Raw genomic sequence first — 17,981 nt, 5'->3', positions numbered from 1 at the left:
AGGAGGCAGCCCCTTGACATTCGATGCGTTTATTACAGGTTTAGCTTTTATTGCTATTCATTTATTGACGAACCATATTCTCCCTGCTTCGAGGGTGCAGCGGTTGCGTTGGCTTTCGTTTTCGGGCGGGGTAGCGGTGTCTTATGTGTTTGTTTATATACTTCCAGCTTTGCATGAAGAGCAGTCCGATTTTGGGGATCAGACTGAGGGCTTTGCGATGGAATCCGAACTTTATTTTTTCGGTCTGATCGGTTTATTATCTTTATTTGCGGTACAAAACACGGCCAATTACTTTTTAAGACAGCGGGATGATGAAGAGGGCGGCCCTTTTTTTTGGGTTCAGGTGTCTTTCTTTTCTGTCTATAATTTATTAATTGCCTATATTGTTATTTCTGCTGATGTGGAAGGAGTGCAGGCTCTCTTTTATGTGATTGCGATCGGGATGCATTTTGTGGCGGTGGCCCATGATTTATGGCGTGAAGATGCCCGCCGTTATAATAAATTAGGTCGTTACATTTTGGCCTGTGGCATTATTATTGGTTGGCTTTGTGGAATGTTTCTTACCCTTACTCCGTTTGCGTTATCCATCGTCTTTGCGTTTATTTCCGGCGCGATGATTTTAAACGTGGTGAAATTTGAACTTCCTTCCGAAGCGCAGGCTCATTTCCCGATTTTTTCACTGGCAGCGATCGGCTATGCGGTTATCGTGATGACACTTAAATTCTTCTTTGAGTGGTAAGGGCTGTCAGCAAAAGTCGAGACCACATGGGCAAGATCCCCGTTCGCACGATGTTCACATAAATGGGAAGGGACCGGAATAAAAACTGAGAATATAAATATATAGAGAGAAGCAAACAAACGACGGCTACTATCTTACGAGGTGGGGATAACCTTGAGTGACCGCACAAACAAAAGGTTCGAATCCAGTTACCAACAGTTTGAAAAAGAAAGAAATGAACATGACTTGCCAGGGAAAGGCAAGCCGCTTTCGGACAAATTTTTAAAAGAAGATGCTTTGTCAGGTATTGTGAAACAGGCGAATTACACACCTCCGTGGATTGAGGTGCAGCAAGAGATCGGCCGGGAGATGGCTAGGGTTGTGAAACGAATGGAGGCAGGCGCGGCGGTTGCTTCAGATATTGAAGTGATTAACGAGCACATTCGCACCTATAATCGTATGTGCCCGTCTCCATCTATGCAGCGAGGATTAGTTTCTCAAGATACGATTAAACAGAAGGTTGAGCATTGGCGGTAATGCTCAACCTCTTGTTTTCATGATGGCTGTTTTTGGGCTTGAAGCAGAATAGACTGGCCGCTGAAGCTTTCAACGCTGCCATCCAAGGCTTGGTCAATGGAGAATGCTTGCTGAAACCGTTCGTCTTGGCTCAACATATAGGAACTAAGTTTTTCTTGTTCAGCCGCAGGGACTTTCATGCGGTCACACCAGTCGTTAAATGTGAATCGTTTTGAAAAGGAGCGGACCTGTTCAACGTTAAAGGAGTGCGCTTCGATCAGCTGCATCCACTCTGTTTTTTTAAACGCACGGTTATGGCTGGGATCGCGCCATTTTTCGATTTTATTATAAAAGTGGTCCAAGTCTTCGTCTTCCGGTGCTACATTATCAAGCACGTACAGCCGCCCGCCCGGCTTGAGCACGCGCCATGCTTCTTTAATAAAAGCTTCCGTCGCTGCGAAATGATGAGCGGCTAAGCGCGTGATGACAAGGTCAAATTGCTCGAGTGCGAAAGGTAATGATTCGGCAGCGGCTTCGGTGAAAGTTACGTTGGTATGGCCTTTGCTCGCCACAAAAGCTTGCGCTGTTTCTAGCATTTCCGGGGTCATATCTGTGGCTGTTACACGCTTTACGTGAGGGGCAACCGTATGGACAACATGACCTGCGCCGGTCGCTACATCCAGTACCTCCTCCTTGCCTGCTGCTGGTTGGATCGCCTCAAGCAGCGCCTGCAAATCCTCTCCTTTGGCGTGGAGCTCACTTTTGACATAATCATCAGCAGCTGCACCAAATGCTTTTTTCACTTCTTCGTTACTCATCGAATTCCCCCTTCCTTTCTTGTTATTATACACCCTGCACGAGAAAAAAATGGAACTCTTTTTTTCGGAGAACAAGAGCCGTTGCCGAAAAAAAAAACAGCCGTGAGCAATGATCACAGCTGAGTGTTTATCCTTATGGCAGCGCAGACGGTCATGTCTTCCGCTACGTTCTAAAAACCTCTCGATTTTTTAAAATAAAGGACTAGATGTCCGTAACGAAATCCCGCTATCGCTGCTCTGCATTGTCCTTTACGGCATGGATACGTCCGGCGAGGTCATGGCCGGGTCCATCTGATTCATCTCACCCGTCCCGGCGGGGGCGTTTAGCATGGGATCGAGCGATTGGTTCATATCAAAGCCGCCGCTTCCGCTCCCCATGCCGGGATCCATGCCTTCATTCATACCGCCCATGAATTGCTGGAGAAGTGCATCGATCACTTCAGGGTCGCCGCCTTCCATCAGTTCTTCCTCAAGTGATCCGAACATATCACCATCTTCTACGGTTTCATTTAGGAGATCGTCTTCGGGAGCGGTCTCTTGCTGCTCCGTGGCTGATGCTCCGCCAGGCTCAGCTCCAGCTGGTTCGTCATGCCCTTCAGGCGCTGGTTCGCCGGCAGGAGCTCCGCTGTCCATTTCTTCTTCCAACTCGGCAACACGCTCAGGTACACCGAAGGTTCCCTGTTCATTTCCGTCGAAGCTCTCAGCGGACGCGCCATCACCGGAACCTTCCCAAATATCGACTTCTTGATTGTCGCCGCCATTAAAAAAAGCATCACGCGATTGGCGGTTGCTATCTCCAAACGAGCTTTCTCCAGATTCTTCATCCTGATTAAAAACGTTGGAACTGTTGTCGCCAAAAGATGTATTCTCGTCTTCAAATGAAGAGGATGGAGCGGTGCCAAAGGAATCGTCCCCATTATTCATGCTTTCATTCATCTCAAAGGCATCTGTTTGATTCGGTACGAGGAACAAGGCTAACGTTGCGGCCGCTACTCCTAATTTTTTCAATATCGTTCACTCCATATGTATCATTCTTTGTACTTACATGCTTTATTCATAGCCTAACATATACAGCTTGTTTGTGAATCCTTCGATGCTACTCTCTGGATAGAATAAATGCGCCGGTCGGGGGAGGCCGGTACTAATCATTTTCCGCAACATACAAATCATTCCACAGCAAATACAAATCACTCGCCCAAAGAGATCAGCTCCTGCTTCAAGCGCGTAAAGAAAACTTGACCAAGCCAAGTCTACGACGTAGGCTGAGCCTTCGTTGCACGTATACCGTTTCCTTCAACTATTTTTACATGCTTTCGGTGTAAAAAAGCGTCAGCGGTTTTTCCGCTGACGCCGTTGCTTCATATCCCCTTAGCTGTCACCATGTTCTTTAGCTAATTTAACGAGAATGTGGCCCATCGCATGTTTTTCATCCTCATCAGCGACTTTCCACATTTCTTGAAGCAGCTTTTCTTCAGTGTTGCGCGGTTCTTCATGTCGCTTTAAATATTCAGCTACTCGTTCGGCACCTTTAGCAATTTGATGTTCGTTTAAGCCTAGTGCTTCGCCTTTTTCTATTTTTGACTTCAGGTAATCCTGAAATTGATTATAGCTCTGTAAGATGTCTTCCTTTTTTTCTTCTGGAATCTCTTTGATTTGGTTTTCCGCCTCACGTTTTGGGTCTGTCACATTATCACTCCTATTTTAAGATTGTGATAATCTATTGCCACCCATCGTAAAACTGAAACATAAATGCGGATATTTCTAAAGAGGAAGGTAAATATGATTCCAAAGTCTGTACATACACATATATATGGAGAGCCTCAGATAAGCAGGAAGGCTCCCATTTTAAAACGTTCTCTCCGTTGTTACATTTCATCTTCAAAATAAGATAAAGCTTCTTCTGCTTCATCTGTTTTGTACGTGACGCCTTCATGGTCCAAAATAAGATAAACTGGGAGTTCTTTTTCAATATCTAACGCGTTTACATAATCCCCCATCCGATGTCCGTCTTGCTGATGGACGGTAGCATAGCTCTCGAGCGGGGTTTCTGCCAACACTTCATTGAAGTCCTCTTCCTCTACGGATTCTTCGAGCACTTGTCCTTCGTCATGGACGATAATGATGCGGTAAGCTTCCTCATCATCAGGAAGTTGAGCGCCGATTAGTTCGTCCTTACCGGCCCCGTCGTCTAAAATCAAATGATCCAATTCAATGGTTGTCTGTCCGGTATTGTAGGTGCTAAGATCGTAATCGATATACATGCGGTCATGTGGATCTAACTCGTCCCACTCGATCGCCTCTCCTTCACTATTTGCTACTACCAGTTCATCTGTCTTTTCCACCTGCACCAAATGAACCATCGAATCGGTTACATCCGCGCCCTGTTCTTTTAGATGCTGCGCTCTGGCATCGGTAATATCCAGAATAACCCGCCCGTCTTCAATTCCTTCAAAATAGGCCACAATATGGTCATCCGTAATGACCTCCTCCTCCAACTCCTGGCCGCTGCTTCCTTGTCCGCAGGCCACCAACACACTTAAGCTGACAATAGAAAGAAGTGCAACCATACTATGTTTCATAACGCCCTCCTTTTACTGTGCACCACGACCCCTCTATCACAATAATGAATCAACGTGATAGACACCGTTCGCACTCAAGCACACGCGCGCTCATGTTTGGCTCCTTCATATACTTTTAACATAAAATCTTTAGGACTGTTTCTGTTCTATTCATATAAAACGATCTCGAATGAGAACTATTTTTGTATACAAATTCCCCGCTAGAAGCAGAAGTAAACCGCTCTCAAATCAAAAAATATGTAATAATGAGCTTAGAGGAGACCTGAAATTAACAAAATTATACGTGAAAAAACGCCGCCGATATACTAAAAGGGGGCGAGCGAGTGCGCAAGCGGGAGGAGTCCCTGCGCAACGAGAAGGGGTGACCCCGCACTCGAGAGGAGTAACGCCACAAGGAAGAGACGTCACTCCACACTAACTCGGAGCGAGGCCACATTCGGTTCGCGCCGCTCACATTGAATCGTAGGAAGAGAAGAACGGAGGATACGAATGACGGAAGCTCCAACCATATCTAAACTGACACAAACAGATTGGCCACGTGTACGTGAGATCTATCAAGAAGGGATTGATACGGGGGAGGCAACATTTGCCCAGGACGTGCCGTCATGGGAGGAGTGGGATCGAAGTCATCTTGATGCCTGTCGCTTCGTCGCTCGCCACCGAGGTCGTATCAGCGGCTGGGTCGCTTTAAGCCCCGTCTCCACAAGAGAGGTTTACGCAGGTGTGGCTGAAGTGAGTATTTATGTAAGCGCAGAAAGCACAGGCCAAGGCATTGGAAGCATGCTGCTTGGGACTTTAATAGAAAGCAGTGAGGATCATGGCTTCTGGACCCTGCAAGCAGGCATCTTTCCAGAAAACAAAGCCAGTATCCAGCTTCATATAAACCACGGATTTAGAGAAGTCGGCAGACGCGAGCGTATTGGCAAGATGCACGGTAGATGGCGGGATGTCATCCTTTTCGAGCGCAGAAGCGACCGAGTCGGAATCTAACGAAAGCAAACCTCCAACTAGCTGCTGAAAGAAGCTAGCTGGAGAATTTATAGCTGTTTTGCCAACACAAGAGCACCATCTTCTTTATGCATCTTTTACACAATAATACATCTCCTGTGTTTCAACCTCGCCACAGAAACCAGGCACCGGTTCATCCGTATGATGATTGCTAAGTTCCCCGACCGTAAACTCTAACCTAATGTCCTCTGCGACCCGAAGTTCTTCAACATGGTCATTACCTCTCTCTACGTCCTCACTTTCAACTGTCTCGGCAGGCTGGTGCCAGGTGAAGTCTTCGCTGCTCTTTTGTTCGATAACATAAGCAGTGACCCCATTGTGATCTGCAATAATGAGTGTGTGTTGCCGCACACTAATACGGTCTACAATCTGCTCTTGGTCCAGCTCGTTTTCTGCTTTTAATTCGTTCACAGCTATTCTTTCAGAAGGATATGTAGCTTCTTCCTCGCCACATGCTGCCACCCATCCCATCACAACAACTAACACGATGTAAAAAAGCCCTGTCCTTTTCACAGTTAACACCTTCTAGTCATTTTTTCACTCATACTTTGCATGAGATCTCTTCACCATGCTAATAAACCCGCCAACCAAAAGACCTGCAAAGACAAGGCCCAACCATAAGGAAATGAAATAAGCCCCATCAATTGGTTCACCAATGAAAAAGCGAAAAATAAGATGGGCCCCAACAATTACCACCGGAAAGAAAACCGTAGTAAACAACATAATCTTTACCCACTGCGGCACCGTAATCCCCCGTTCTCCACTACTTATCCTTTGTCGTTACCACTATGTACGAAGAGCTGTCAGCCTGTGATTCACTCTTAGCAAAAAAAGTCTTACCCTTCCATTATTTTCAACTACGAATACCGAAATTTGAAGGGAATTTCGACCTATTTCTCACCTTCCCGACATCCTAAATTTGTAAACCGATCCCCCTGCCCTGCATAATCTTCCTTCATTTCGCGCAAAGTAACAACAACCGTGCAAAGGAGGAATCACCCATGACTAGTTTCGTCCTTAAACTCTTGATCATACCATGTGTCCTCGTCCTCTCTATGCTGCTCCTTCCAAACGTCGACTACCCATGGTTCTGGGAACCCCTCATACTCGGTGTCGCGCTGGCTGTCGTCGGTGTTATTATGGAATACTTCATTTTAAAAAAAGGCCGCTTCTGGCTCAGCATTGCCATTGACTTCGGCGCCAGTGTCCTTTTCATCTACTTGGTCTCCAATTTACTACCAGACGCCCGCGTTACTTTCTTTGGCGCCGTCCTAATAAGCATCATCTTAACCATCATAGAAATCTTCATCCACCGCCACCTGCTCACCAGCGGCAAAGCCCAAAACGCCCCAGCCTAACAACCAACACCTTTCCTTTTAAAAAATACCAAGTTATACACACAAGCATAAGCCCTCGTCTATCGGACCAGGGCTTGCTTTATGTTTAGGCAGCCTTCGCCCCGCGTCTAAGGGGAAGAATTTAGCAGCTGTTATTCATTAAAGATGTGCCTCTCCACGTACGGATGATAAAAGGCTTCCGCCACCGACAAAAGGATCGCCGCAATAATGGAAGCATAGCCAAGCGGCACAAGCGTATCCAATAAGGCATAGGGCACGAAGAAAATCCCGGCAATTAACCAAATAAAGCTGACAATGATACAAAATTCAGTTAACACCGTCATGGAATTTCCCCATTTCCTTAGCAGCCATAAATCTCCGATTGGATACGTGATCGCAGTCATAATGACGGCTAACGTAAACACTTGACCAAGCGTTAGACCAAAAAAGAGATCTAAAATTATAAATAGCAGGATAGTAAAAATAACGAGTTTTGTCACAATCGCTATGATATGCCTCATACCGGACTCCTTTATTTTTTAATTACGTGCTCGGACGCAGATTGTGCTGCATCATTTCCTGTACGTCTTCAAGCTCTGCTTGTTCTGCCTTGCGCACCCGGTACCAGTCATTCGTTTGCAACGTATCAAACAGCTTGCGCTGATTTTCAATCGTTGTATCAAGGCAGCTGCGATAGACGTCGCGCAATTCATCATGGCTGCACTCCAGCAGGGTGTTGCTCACACTACGGAGGCGCCCTTTTTCTAGTTCTAAACATAATTGTAGTCGTTCACGGTCCGTCAATGCGCGTTGGTCCATATTATTTGGCACACGACACCCTCCTTTTGGTTCATATCATCTGCTTTTCGTTTTAATGCAAGTCACCAGCCTGGTTAAAATATTGAGAAAGGTCTTTTACAAGATGTTGATGTTTTTCGGCCAGTTCTTCCAATGTAGCGCGGAGGTCAGGATCATCACAGCCGGACGCGCACCAGTTCATGGTTTTTGCACAAAGTGCTTCAGCCCGAATTTCATCCTCAATGAACGATAATTCTCTAGTTGTGAGCTCACTCACTCATCTCACCACCTTCACTGTACCTTTTGTTCGTAGTATGGTTCACAGCTTCACTTTTATCCATGTATGAGTTGAGCACACTGTGGCAAACTACGGGTACTTTCGAAAAGGAGTGAGCGGAATGCCTCATAAAGGAGTGAGCGGAATGCCTCATAAAGGAGACAACAAATACAATACAGAGAAAGAAAACCACGCACGTGTAGAAAAAAATGAAGATAAACGCCCCGGCTACGGAGATAAAAAACTCGAAGGACCGAATCGTCCCTCCGAATAACGAACGAGTAGAAAGTATGGTGACAAAGCAAGGAGCTGACCTATAATGGCCAGCTCCTTTTTACATGCATGTTTTTTTCTAGCTGCAAACGGTAATTGTCTCTGTAGATGAATCAATTTCATCATTCAAAATAAGGTGTTAAACTCCGAATAATGAGTGACCTTCACTTCAGACGACGCTTTCCCGAGGGCTTGTCTTCAGCTACCTTTTTCGATGGGTAAAACCCATCGAAAAAGTGGATCTTCAGCCTGCGTGTTATCCTCTGGGAGCCGTCGTCATACGTTTCAGTCACTTTTGGAATGCCATATAGTAAATAAAAAATAAATAGCTAACATTCGTTTTATTACTCATAAAACGTCATGATGAAATTGATTCAGATCGTTATTAAAAAAGGAGGTTTTATGTTTGGATTTTGCTGACCTAAGAAGCAAATGGGACCTCGTCACTGGTGAAGCGCAAAAAAAGTGGGGGAAATTAACAGATGATGATTTGCAGCAGATTGAAGGCGACCGTGAAAAGCTCATTGCCAAACTGGAAGAGCGATATCATCTGTCCCGTGCGGAAGCCGAAAAAGAAATAGATGCCTGGTTAATGGATACCAATCTATAATGTTGGGCGGCGCATGGGACACAGACGTTTCCGCAAAAGCGTGATATTCGTTAAAGAACACGTGGCGAAACCAAGCCTACGGCGTAGGCTGAGCCTTATTGCGCGTATACCCATTCTTACGGTGAAAAAAAGGAACTGCCAGCCGGCAGCTCCTTTTTATAGTCATTTATCCTTGCAAGTTTTCAATAAAGAGGCGCACAACATCCGCACCGCCAATCATCGTGCCGAGTGTGCTACCGAGATTAGCGAGCACAACGATGAGTAAGATGCGGGTGACTTTATTCTGCCAGAAACCTTTCGCGCTCGTTACATCGTCAGAAAGCGACTCAAAATCCTCCACGCTCGGCCTGCGGAAATACGCCTGCACCAGACCGGCAAACCAGCCCGCCGCAACGAGTGGATTGAGCGACGTAAGCGGAGCAGCAATAAAGGCCGTAAGCACCGCGAGCGGATGCCCTAACGCGATCGCTGTCCCGAGCGCCGAGAACGAACCATTCCAAAGCAGCCAACTCATCATTTGCTGCATACCCACGGACGGGTTGGACATGAACGTGTACGCAATAATAGCGAGGATAAAAATCGGAATCGCCCAGGCGATAATCTTCGGCGCCTTCGATTTTTTCACTTTTGTTAATTGTTCCAAGTCCTGTTCCTTGTGAATTTCCTCTTTAATCCCCGGTACGTGCGCTGCGCCCAGCACCGCTACCACTTTATCGCCAGGCGCATCTTTAATCTTTTGCGATAAGTATTGATCGCGCTCATCAATGAGCGGCTTTTTTAAACGCGGGAAATGCTGGGTAAACTCATCAAGCATCGAATTCAGCATATCCTGTTCTTTCATTTTTTCCAATTCTTCTTCCGTGATTTTCTCTTTGTTGAAAATACCCGCGACAATCGCCATCAACAGCTTCATCTTTCCCCAGAAACCGACCTGGTGCCAAATACGGGAAAACGTCACTTGAATGTTGCGGTCCGCTAACACAAGTTCCGCGTCAATTTCTTCTGCAGACTCAATCCCCTGCATCATTTCCTGACCCGCATTAATGCCAAACTGCTTGGCCGTCCGCTTTTGAAAAGAAGAAATAGCCAGGTTCATAAGCAGAAGCGTCGCCTTCCGCTCTTTAATCACCTTAAAGATGTCCATATCTTTCCATTTATCGTGGTTTACAATCGATTGATAACGCTGTTCATCAAGTTCCACACATACCGAATCCGGATTTTCCGCTTTAATGACTTCTTTCACTTCGTCCGCACTCTTTTTTGAAACATGCGCCGTCCCAATAAGGACGAGTTCTTTTCCATTTATAGTTAACCTAGTAATGTTCTGATTCTCTTCGCTCATCTGCGACCAACCTTTACGAAAACTATATAGTTAAGCCATCTTCTCCCAGCTTTTTGACGCCTATTTTAAACGTGATCTTTTATAGTATGACGAAGAGATCAGGATTTGTAAATATGAGAAGGTGTGACGGAAAACGATCATTTTTCGGGGCAACGATACAGCTAGTTATCAAAATACATAACATTCGTGCCCGTTTACATAACATTCCCCTTATTTTCAGGAACCGATCTATTGATTTAAGTACGCCGCAACATTCTTTTCCACGCAGACCGGGGCAGCTGCACCACCGCAATACCAAGCAGCACACAGGCCATGCCAGCCAGCAAATACATCGTGATTGCTTCTCCGAGGATTAACGCTCCCAAGCTTACGCCGAAAACGGGCACAAGCAAGGATGAAACCACGGTGGTAGACGTGCGTACGACTTGAAGCAAATAATACCAGATGGCAAAACAAAGACTGGAGGCGACAAAGCCGGTAAACACAACAGTTCCCGCGGCTTCTAGCGTCCACGTGGTATTAAGAGGGGCTTCGAATAAAAAGGCCGCTCCTCCTAAACCAACTGTGCCAATGCCCATCTGCATCGCCGAAACGAACATGCTGTTATACATATTCAGCTTCATCCTGTAAAAAATATTTGCCACCGCCCAAATGACCGCAGCCAGTGTAACGAGCGTAACACCGAGCAATGCAGCCATTTCAAACGAAGCAACCATATCAGGCACGATCATGAAGCCAAGACCCAGCAAGACGAAGGTCAAACCGCCGGCAAGCCGTTTGGTAAAAGGCTCATTTAAAAACAGGACAGCGAGGATAACCGTCCAGACCGGCATCGTATAGATCAGAATCGAGGTGATGCTGGAGTCAATAAATTGAATGCCCAGAGCCATCAGCCCAAACACGCTCAGCGTCTGAAGGATTCCCAGCACAAGTAAACGACCGAACGGAATACGCTCAGGTACCCAGCTTCCCTGCCACAACCTCACCATGAGAAACAGGCACACCGAACCTACTAAAAACCGAAAAAACGAAAAACTAAATGGGTCTAAATCTTCTATTCCTATTTTCATAACAGGATAGGAAAGCCCCCACGTAAACGTTAAAAATAACACCAAGATGGCAATCATCCAGGGAGAAGGCCGTCCCTTCATATAAATACGTCCTTTCTTCTTTTTCCTCCTAATGGCTCAGCTCTCTTCTTCAAGCGGAACGTAACCCGTTTTTTCTATAATCCGCTGTCCTTGCTCCGACTGAACCCAATCAATAAATGGCGCGACTTTATCCTTATTTTCTTCTGTAGTAATCGCATAAAATTGATCCGTTAGAGGATAATCCCCCGCCTGGATTGCTTCTTTTGTCGGAGCAACACCGTCAATAGCTAAGTGGCGCGCATCTTCATGTGCTACCATCTCGTCTGAAAAGTAACGGAATGTAAAGCCGAGCGCATGCCGGTGGTTCCGGTAATCTGCCGTTTCTTCAATTATACCGCCCATACCGCTCACGACTTCTTCCACAGGCGGCTCAGCCAGTTCCCGACCTTCCATAAGCCGCTGCAGGGCGCTTTGACTGCCGCTTCCTTCCGGGCGTTGAAAGGCTTGAATGCCTGCATCTCTTCCGCCTAATTCTTTCCAATTTTCTATGTTTCCGCTATAAATCGCTTGAATGTCTTCCAATCTAACAGCCTCGACCGGGTTTGACTCATTGACAAAGAAAACAAACCCTTCACGGCCGATCGGAGTCATCTCAAGGCGCGCACCCTTTTCTTCAGCTTGTCTTTTTTGTTTTTCTGAAGGTTCAGCCATAAAAACAAGATCCGCCTCCTGACGAAGTAAACGATTGAAGGCTTCATCCGTTTGGTTGACTTGCACTTCCCCTTCGCGGGATGGATATGTAGCTTCAGGGTAAATGTGCTCAACGAAAGCAGCATAAACAGGATACAAAGCGGTCGCGCCGTCCATTTTCCAGGCTGCTTCCTCCAGTTGAAGCTCTGGCTCTTCTTCGAGTCGAACGACCTTATTACCATCCGTGAACGGTCGGTAGTCCTGAATCTCTATGTCCTGCGAACTCGCAATCTCCAAGTTTTCCAGGTGAGCTTGATAGCCAAAATCTGCAGCCACCACTCCCACAAGCAGCCCAGCAAAAGCTAGACTTCCTCCTTTGAACCAGCGGCGCCTCCATAGAGAAAGAGCTGCTATGCTTATGACGATTAAACCGATTGTCCCACCAATAATGATCTGGTTTCCCCACAGAAGCGTCTGCGTAAACTGGTGATAAATGAACAAGGTTGCCCCCACGAAACCAAGAAACATAGCAATAATTAGCGATAAGAAAGAATAATGGATCCAGCGCATGCTCTTCCCCCTTTCGACCCGACTTTAATGAAATTGTATCATACATGCCATATTTTTCATGAAAGACAGGCTCCTGTCCCGGTTTGCAATGTGAAAATATAAGCTTTGTGGTATCTACGGCATCATCGCGGCCAGCGGTTCGCTCTTTTTAATGAAAAAATCAGCCGCACATCCTTTCGCGACTGATTTCTCCTAACATTCTTTAATTAATAGACCCTGGTTCAGCTATTCGCTCCAAAACGGCATCCAGCCGTGGCTTTTTTCTTAAATTACGGATCTGATGTCCGTTATGAAAACTCAATCAAGCTGCGGCACGTGTGCCACCCGGCTGAGCTGCGGTTTTTCACCACGGAGAACGCCGCGTTAGCTGTCAGCGGCCGGCCCTTCTTTCACACGCCAAGGTAGTGGTTCTGGCTTTCTTTATCCGCTTTAAAATCTTCAGCGGTGGTTTCATAGACCATGCGTCCGTTTACAAGAATGTAAACTTTTTGAGCGGCGCGCAAGGCGAGGTCCAGGTTTTGTTCGACTAGCAACAAAGAGATGTTGCGCTCGGCCATTTGCTGGCAGACTTCTACCACCCGCTCAATGACAAATGTCGAGATTCCTTCGGACGGTTCATCCATTAAAATAAGGCGTGGATTGCGGACGAGCGCGCGTCCGATCGCGAGCATTTGCTGTTCGCCTCCGCTTAATTTGGTGCCGCCCACCTTCCGTCTTGCTTCAATCTCTGGAAACAGTTCATACACCGAATCAGGCGTCCATTCAAACTCGCCGGAACTGGGGGTGTAGGCCATTTCTAAGTGCTCATCGACAGATAAAGAAGGAAACAGCTGCCACCCTTGTGGCACGTAGGCAATGCCTAAATTCGCGGTTTGAAACGTTTCGTTAGCGGTGGTACGTTGCCCGTCAAATTGAATGTCACCTTCCCGGCGGATTTTTTCCAGTCCGAGAATGGATTTTAACAAGGTGGACTTTCCCATACCGTTTCTACCGAGGATGGCGACTCGTTCCAATTCATTTACGTTAAAAGATACGTCTTGAAGAATGTGAGCTTTGCCATAATACGCATTCAAATTGTCAACCGACAGCAGTGGGTGTGTCATCGGCTACCTCCTCTCTCTTTCATTCTGCGTTTTGCAATTTATAAATCGTGCGCACGTCTTCATTCTGTTTGATTTCTGCGGGGGTTCCTTCGGCAATTGAAGCGCCTTGATGCAAGACAGTAACGTCATTGGTGAGGCTCAAGGCAAAATCCATATCGTGTTCGATCGCCAGAATGATTTTTTCCGAGGCCAGGCGAGCAATCAATTTTTTCATGAAGACGCGCTCTGTCGGTGACAGCCCTGCCATCGGCTCATCAAACAAGATGATTTTCGGATCAGGTGCCAAGGCCATGCCCAGTTCGAGCTGGCGCTGTTCACCGTGCGATAAATTGCTGACAAGCGTATCCAGCTTCTTTTCCAGCGCCACACTTTCTGCGACTGTCCGGATGCGGTTTAGCCGCTTCTTGTTTTTAAACCACGGTACGAAGAAGGAAAAGAGGTGCTTCACTTCCCATTCGCTGCCTTGCAGGGCCAAATACAAATTTTCTTCCACCGTTAATTCGTGAAACAAATTAGAGATTTGATACATCCGCGCCAGGCCAAGCTGACTGCGTTTTTGTACCGGTGCATTGGTTACGTCTTCCCCAAAAATATGGACTTCGCCTTCATCGAGAGAAATCTCTCCGGTGATCAAGTTAAACAACGTCGATTTCCCCGCGCCGTTTGGGCCAATTAACACCCGGCTTCGACCGGTATCCACTGTTAAAGAAACGTCATCAATGGCCTTTACGCCGCCGAAGGACTTGGATACATTTTTAACGACCAGGGCCGGGGTCTCGTTCGTTGTGGCGCCTGACGTATTTGCTTCTGTTTTTATAGAATTACTCATCGTTTCTTCCTCCCCGTATACCATTTCTGATAAAGCGCATCCATGAACTTGATTTTGTAAATCGAGCCCATAATGCCTTTAGGGGCGTACATCACGACAAACAAGAACATTAAAGCGATAATGATCATATAACGCGAGGTGAAAGCGCTTAAAAAGATTTCAAATGTCTGCACAATGCCCATGCCGATTATGGCTCCGACAATGCTGTAAATGCCACCGAAAATCACCGCAATTAACACCATCGCCGCTGAATCCAAGTCAATAGCGCTCGGGTGCATAACGCCGATATAGTAGACGAGAAAGATGCCAGAGAGACCGGCAATAAAGGCAGAAATCATAAAAGCGATCCACTTCATCCGCATGACCGGATAGCCGAGCATGATCATGCGCGATTCGCTTTCACGTATGCCTTTTAGTTTCATTCCAAATGAAGACCGCGTAAGCGCAAGCACCCCGAATGTCACTAACAAAACGGTAAGCAAGAGAATGTAGTAGAACCCGACTTCTTGGCCTGCGACCGTAAATTGCATCACCTCGGGCCTGGTAATGCCAATCAATCCATTCGAGCCGTTTGTCACGGATGCCCACTGCAAGGCGACCGCCCAGACAATTTGGCCGAGTATAAGGGTAAGCATCAAAAAATAGATGCCTTGTGATCTGTTTACGAAAATTCCGAAAATGGCTGCTGCCACTAGCACCATGCCAAGAGCCGCGATAGCCGAGTATGGGAAAAACAAGATCTCACGCGTTTCCAGAATGGCTATGGTATAGCCTGCCACTCCTAAAAATGCGGGCACAGCCAGCGAAATTAATCCAACCTGCCCAGCTAGAAAAGCAAAGCTTATCGCCATTAGAGAAAAGTACATCACTCTTGTTGTCATGGTGGTAAAGAAATCGCTCATCAAAAATGGAATGGCTGCTAAAAAGAGCAACACAATAAGATAGAACACCCATTTGACGGCTTGATTCATGCTAATCCCCTCCCGAACAGCCCTTTTGGCCTGAAGATAAGTACTAATGCGACAGGGGCAAACATGAGAAACAATTGAAATTCAGGGAAGTAGAGACTTCCGAAGCTATAAATAAAGCCCATAATAAGAGCGGCTATGACCGATCCGCCAAAGCTGCCCATGCCTCCTAAAATAATGATTAACAAGGCATAGGTAAGAATCCGCCAGTCATCACCTGGGGACATCATTAAATGCGAGCCGCCGATCACTCCGACAATCCCTGCCAAAAAGCCAGCCACCACAAACATGGCGGTGAAAACAAAGCGGATATTCGTGCCCAGCGCCGAGACCATTTCAAAATCATCAACGCCGGCTCGTATCACCATGCCGATCTTTGTTTTATTTAATAGCAGCCAAAGCAGGACGCCGATGACGACTGCAAAGATAAAAATGAAAACACTCAGTTTCGGAACGACAATTCCTCCCAGATGGACTGGGCCTTGCAGCATTTCTGGATAAGCAATCGAACGCGGGTTGCCTCCCCAGATGACAATCATAAGATCAGCTAATATAAAAGCGACGGATAACGTAACTAACGTTTCCCGCAAATTGTCGCCGCGCACTTTTCTTAATAAGAAAAATTCAAGCAAAAATGCTAAAACCCCTGTAACCAACCCTCCCACAAGGATTGCCAAAATCCAGCTGTCGGTATAGTTCATCGTGCTTAAACCAACATAACCGCCGAACAGATAAAAAGCACCGTGCGCCAGGTTAGCAACCCTTAATAATGCGAATGAGAGGTTTAAACCAACAGCTATAATAAACAGCAATGAAGCCATCGTCAGCCCGTTGACTATCGTAATTAGCATGTGATCCCCCCTATGAAGCAAGGAAGGTTCTGGAAAGAAGGAGCCTTTTGCGGCTCCTCCTCCACAGATAACCGGCTCCTCACCTTACGTTTCTGCAACCAGCTGGCTGTGCTGGCAACGTTACTCCCAAATTCCACCTTCTTCTAACTCGTTCATATACTCCTCGCCAAAATACTCTTCTAAGTCTTCAAAGTATTCTTCAGCGGTATCGGCCGGGAAGTCTCTTTCATTGCCAGGCTGAGCCATATATTCATCTTGATAATCTTCATAAGGACCGAACTGGCTGACCTCTTCATACGTTTCGACCACTTCGTTTTGCAATTCGCCATCCACCAAGTCTACTCGTTTAATATAGATGTCTTGAACCGCGTGGCCATACTCATCAAAGGTGAACGCCCCGCGCGGTGAGTCACCAACTTCCATGTCTCGAATCGCTTCACTTAAAGCGGCGGTGTCACTTGTATCTCCGTCAGTCTCTTCAAGGGCATCCAAGATTACGCGCATCGTGTCATACCCTTGCAAGGCAATGCCATCCGCTTCTTCTCCGTGCATCTCCGCGTAGTTTTCCCTGAATTCTACGTTCTCTTCATGGTCCAAGCTCTCGGAGTAATGCATGGAAGAATAAACGCCTTCAAAGTTATCCGACACCTCTTCTAAGATCGGAATATCAGCTACATTTGTCCCGCCCAGCATTTGTGGGTAGGACTCATCCATGCCGTACTGTTCCCATGCTTCGTAAAACGCGATTGCATCTGCTCCGCCGCTGTTTAACAGGACAGCATCATACTCGTCAGCCATGCCCTGGAGTTCGCCCATAATAGCGCTGAATTCTAACGTGTCGGTCGGATGCCAGATGGTGTGTACTTCTTCTCCGCCGTTTTCAAAGAATCCGCGTTTAAACCCGGCAGCCTGGTCCCATGGATAGGCATAGTCTTGGCCGACCATGACGATCCGCTCATGTCCCATTTCTTCAGCTACATATTTACCAAAATGGAAAATGGTCTGCGATCCCGTCCAGCCTGCGCGCAGTAAGTTGTCAGAAGCATCGCGCATCGTCATGTCTTCCGGCGCTGAATAACCAGGCATAATTAAGGTATCTTCATTATTTTGCGCCCAGCTTGCTGCTGCCTCACCTTCATCCCCGGTTGACGGACCGATGACGATGTCTACTTCATTCCTGTCCCGCAAGCTATCCAGCCGGGTCATCAACTGTTCGGCATCAGCCTGCGAGTCTTCTACTACCGTGGTAATTTCATTGCCATTGAAGGTGTGGTCGACTTCGCTTAACGCAAGCTCGACGCCTTTTTCCACTTTTTCACCGTACGCCGCAAAGCCACCTGTCATCGGCCCTACGACCCCGATTTGAATGGCTCCTGCTTCTTCTGCTTCATCGCCATCGTCAGCATCGTCTTCGGTGTCGGATTCGGCACTTCCTTCGTCTTCTGTAACCCCGTCATCCATCTCTTCTTCCAGTTCTGTTTCCATTTCTTCCGTACAGGCGCTTGTGACAGCGAGCAAACTCGCCCCTAAAACAGCAAACGATACATGTTTCCATTTTATATTCATGTTCTTCCCCCCAGTTTAATCTTGCAGGTATGACCAA

Annotated in this window: 23 protein-coding genes; 6 read left to right on the top strand and 17 right to left on the bottom strand. The window is 46.8% G+C overall.

Annotation, left to right across the window (positions count from 1 at the left end):
• The first annotated feature begins 13 nt into the window (after positions 1–13).
• Positions 14–739 (top strand): hypothetical protein, encoded by a 726-nt coding sequence (locus D469_RS0116905; protein ID WP_018924574.1) that lies wholly within the window; start codon positions 14–16, stop codon positions 737–739.
• A gap of 153 nt (positions 740–892) precedes the next feature.
• Complete coding sequence (locus D469_RS20695) at positions 893–1,255, top strand: DnaJ family domain-containing protein (RefSeq protein ID WP_018924573.1); 363 nt, start codon at positions 893–895, stop codon at positions 1,253–1,255.
• A 17-nt stretch (positions 1,256–1,272) separates the two neighbouring features.
• Here D469_RS20695 and D469_RS0116895 read toward each other — a convergent pair whose 3' ends face one another.
• The 4 genes from D469_RS0116895 to D469_RS0116880 form a co-directional block, all read right to left on the bottom strand.
• A complete protein-coding gene (locus D469_RS0116895) occupies positions 1,273–2,052 on the bottom strand; it encodes a class I SAM-dependent methyltransferase (protein WP_018924572.1) in 780 nt (259 codons plus the stop codon).
• A gap of 249 nt (positions 2,053–2,301) precedes the next feature.
• Positions 2,302–3,060 (bottom strand): hypothetical protein, encoded by a 759-nt coding sequence (locus D469_RS0116890; RefSeq protein WP_018924571.1) that lies wholly within the window; start codon positions 3,058–3,060, stop codon positions 2,302–2,304.
• A gap of 360 nt (positions 3,061–3,420) precedes the next feature.
• Positions 3,421–3,738, bottom strand: coding sequence for a DUF3243 family protein (locus D469_RS0116885; protein WP_018924570.1), 318 nt, complete (start codon positions 3,736–3,738; stop codon positions 3,421–3,423).
• A 179-nt stretch (positions 3,739–3,917) separates the two neighbouring features.
• Entirely contained in the window at positions 3,918–4,631 is a 714-nt protein-coding gene (locus tag D469_RS0116880; RefSeq protein WP_018924569.1) for a hypothetical protein, read from the bottom strand.
• Between the two features lie 489 nt (positions 4,632–5,120).
• Here D469_RS0116880 and D469_RS0116875 point away from each other — a divergent pair, with 489 nt between their 5' ends.
• Entirely contained in the window at positions 5,121–5,621 is a 501-nt protein-coding gene (locus tag D469_RS0116875) for a GNAT family N-acetyltransferase (RefSeq protein ID WP_018924568.1), read from the top strand.
• Positions 5,622–5,705: 84 nt separating this feature from the next.
• Here D469_RS0116875 and D469_RS0116870 read toward each other — a convergent pair whose 3' ends face one another.
• A complete protein-coding gene (locus tag D469_RS0116870; protein ID WP_018924567.1) occupies positions 5,706–6,152 on the bottom strand; it encodes a hypothetical protein in 447 nt (148 codons plus the stop codon).
• 24 nt (positions 6,153–6,176) lie between these two features.
• A complete protein-coding gene (locus D469_RS0116865; protein ID WP_018924566.1) occupies positions 6,177–6,383 on the bottom strand; it encodes a hypothetical protein in 207 nt (68 codons plus the stop codon).
• Between the two features lie 257 nt (positions 6,384–6,640).
• Here D469_RS0116865 and D469_RS0116860 point away from each other — a divergent pair, with 257 nt between their 5' ends.
• Positions 6,641–6,997, top strand: a complete 357-nt coding sequence (locus D469_RS0116860) for a DUF2512 family protein (protein ID WP_018924565.1) — start codon at positions 6,641–6,643, stop codon at positions 6,995–6,997.
• 131 nt (positions 6,998–7,128) lie between these two features.
• Here D469_RS0116860 and D469_RS0116855 read toward each other — a convergent pair whose 3' ends face one another.
• The 3 genes from D469_RS0116855 to D469_RS0116845 are packed head-to-tail and all read right to left on the bottom strand — an operon-like array spanning position 7,129 to position 8,051.
• Complete coding sequence (locus D469_RS0116855; protein ID WP_018924564.1) at positions 7,129–7,497, bottom strand: DUF2512 family protein; 369 nt, start codon at positions 7,495–7,497, stop codon at positions 7,129–7,131.
• Between the two features lie 22 nt (positions 7,498–7,519).
• Positions 7,520–7,807, bottom strand: coding sequence for a spore coat protein (locus D469_RS0116850; RefSeq protein WP_018924563.1), 288 nt, complete (start codon positions 7,805–7,807; stop codon positions 7,520–7,522).
• Positions 7,808–7,847: 40 nt separating this feature from the next.
• Positions 7,848–8,051, bottom strand: coding sequence for a hypothetical protein (locus D469_RS0116845; RefSeq protein WP_018924562.1), 204 nt, complete (start codon positions 8,049–8,051; stop codon positions 7,848–7,850).
• A gap of 121 nt (positions 8,052–8,172) precedes the next feature.
• Between D469_RS0116845 and D469_RS22195 the strand changes: the two genes are divergently transcribed.
• Together D469_RS22195 and D469_RS0116835 are read left to right on the top strand one after the other, a co-directional pair.
• Entirely contained in the window at positions 8,173–8,325 is a 153-nt protein-coding gene (locus D469_RS22195; RefSeq protein WP_018924561.1) for a hypothetical protein, read from the top strand.
• A 405-nt stretch (positions 8,326–8,730) separates the two neighbouring features.
• On the top strand, positions 8,731–8,934 hold the full coding sequence (locus D469_RS0116835; RefSeq protein ID WP_018924560.1) for a CsbD family protein: 204 nt from the start codon (positions 8,731–8,733) through the stop codon (positions 8,932–8,934).
• Between the two features lie 166 nt (positions 8,935–9,100).
• Here the strand turns inward: D469_RS0116835 and D469_RS0116830 are convergent, their stop codons facing one another.
• The 8 genes from D469_RS0116830 to D469_RS0116795 form a co-directional block, all read right to left on the bottom strand.
• Positions 9,101–10,276, bottom strand: a complete 1,176-nt coding sequence (locus D469_RS0116830) for a TraB/GumN family protein (protein WP_018924559.1) — start codon at positions 10,274–10,276, stop codon at positions 9,101–9,103.
• 236 nt (positions 10,277–10,512) lie between these two features.
• Positions 10,513–11,427, bottom strand: a complete 915-nt coding sequence (locus tag D469_RS0116825; protein ID WP_018924558.1) for a DMT family transporter — start codon at positions 11,425–11,427, stop codon at positions 10,513–10,515.
• A 36-nt stretch (positions 11,428–11,463) separates the two neighbouring features.
• Positions 11,464–12,627, bottom strand: coding sequence for a PstS family phosphate ABC transporter substrate-binding protein (locus D469_RS0116820; protein WP_018924557.1), 1,164 nt, complete (start codon positions 12,625–12,627; stop codon positions 11,464–11,466).
• A 389-nt stretch (positions 12,628–13,016) separates the two neighbouring features.
• Positions 13,017–13,730 (bottom strand): ABC transporter ATP-binding protein, encoded by a 714-nt coding sequence (locus D469_RS0116815; protein ID WP_018924556.1) that lies wholly within the window; start codon positions 13,728–13,730, stop codon positions 13,017–13,019.
• 19 nt (positions 13,731–13,749) lie between these two features.
• The gene (locus D469_RS0116810) at positions 13,750–14,559 is read right to left on the bottom strand and encodes an ABC transporter ATP-binding protein (protein WP_018924555.1); all 810 of its coding nucleotides are present in this window, start codon (positions 14,557–14,559) and stop codon (positions 13,750–13,752) included.
• Positions 14,556–15,530, bottom strand: a complete 975-nt coding sequence (locus tag D469_RS0116805) for a branched-chain amino acid ABC transporter permease (protein ID WP_018924554.1) — start codon at positions 15,528–15,530, stop codon at positions 14,556–14,558. Before D469_RS0116805 ends, D469_RS0116810 begins: the two co-directional genes overlap by 4 nt.
• On the bottom strand, positions 15,527–16,378 hold the full coding sequence (locus D469_RS0116800) for a branched-chain amino acid ABC transporter permease (protein ID WP_018924553.1): 852 nt from the start codon (positions 16,376–16,378) through the stop codon (positions 15,527–15,529). The genes D469_RS0116805 and D469_RS0116800 overlap by 4 nt, the downstream gene beginning before the upstream one ends.
• 120 nt (positions 16,379–16,498) lie before the next feature.
• Positions 16,499–17,944 carry an ABC transporter substrate-binding protein gene (locus D469_RS0116795; RefSeq protein WP_018924552.1) on the bottom strand — a complete coding sequence of 482 codons (1,446 nt, stop codon included), beginning with the start codon at positions 17,942–17,944 and terminating at the stop codon, positions 16,499–16,501.
• Between the last annotated feature and the right edge of the window lie 37 nt (positions 17,945–17,981).

Source organism: Salsuginibacillus kocurii DSM 18087, assembly GCF_000377705.1.
GTDB classification, from domain to species: Bacteria; Bacillota; Bacilli; order Bacillales; family Marinococcaceae; genus Salsuginibacillus; species Salsuginibacillus kocurii.
This window is presented reverse-complemented; position numbering and strand designations above follow the sequence as displayed.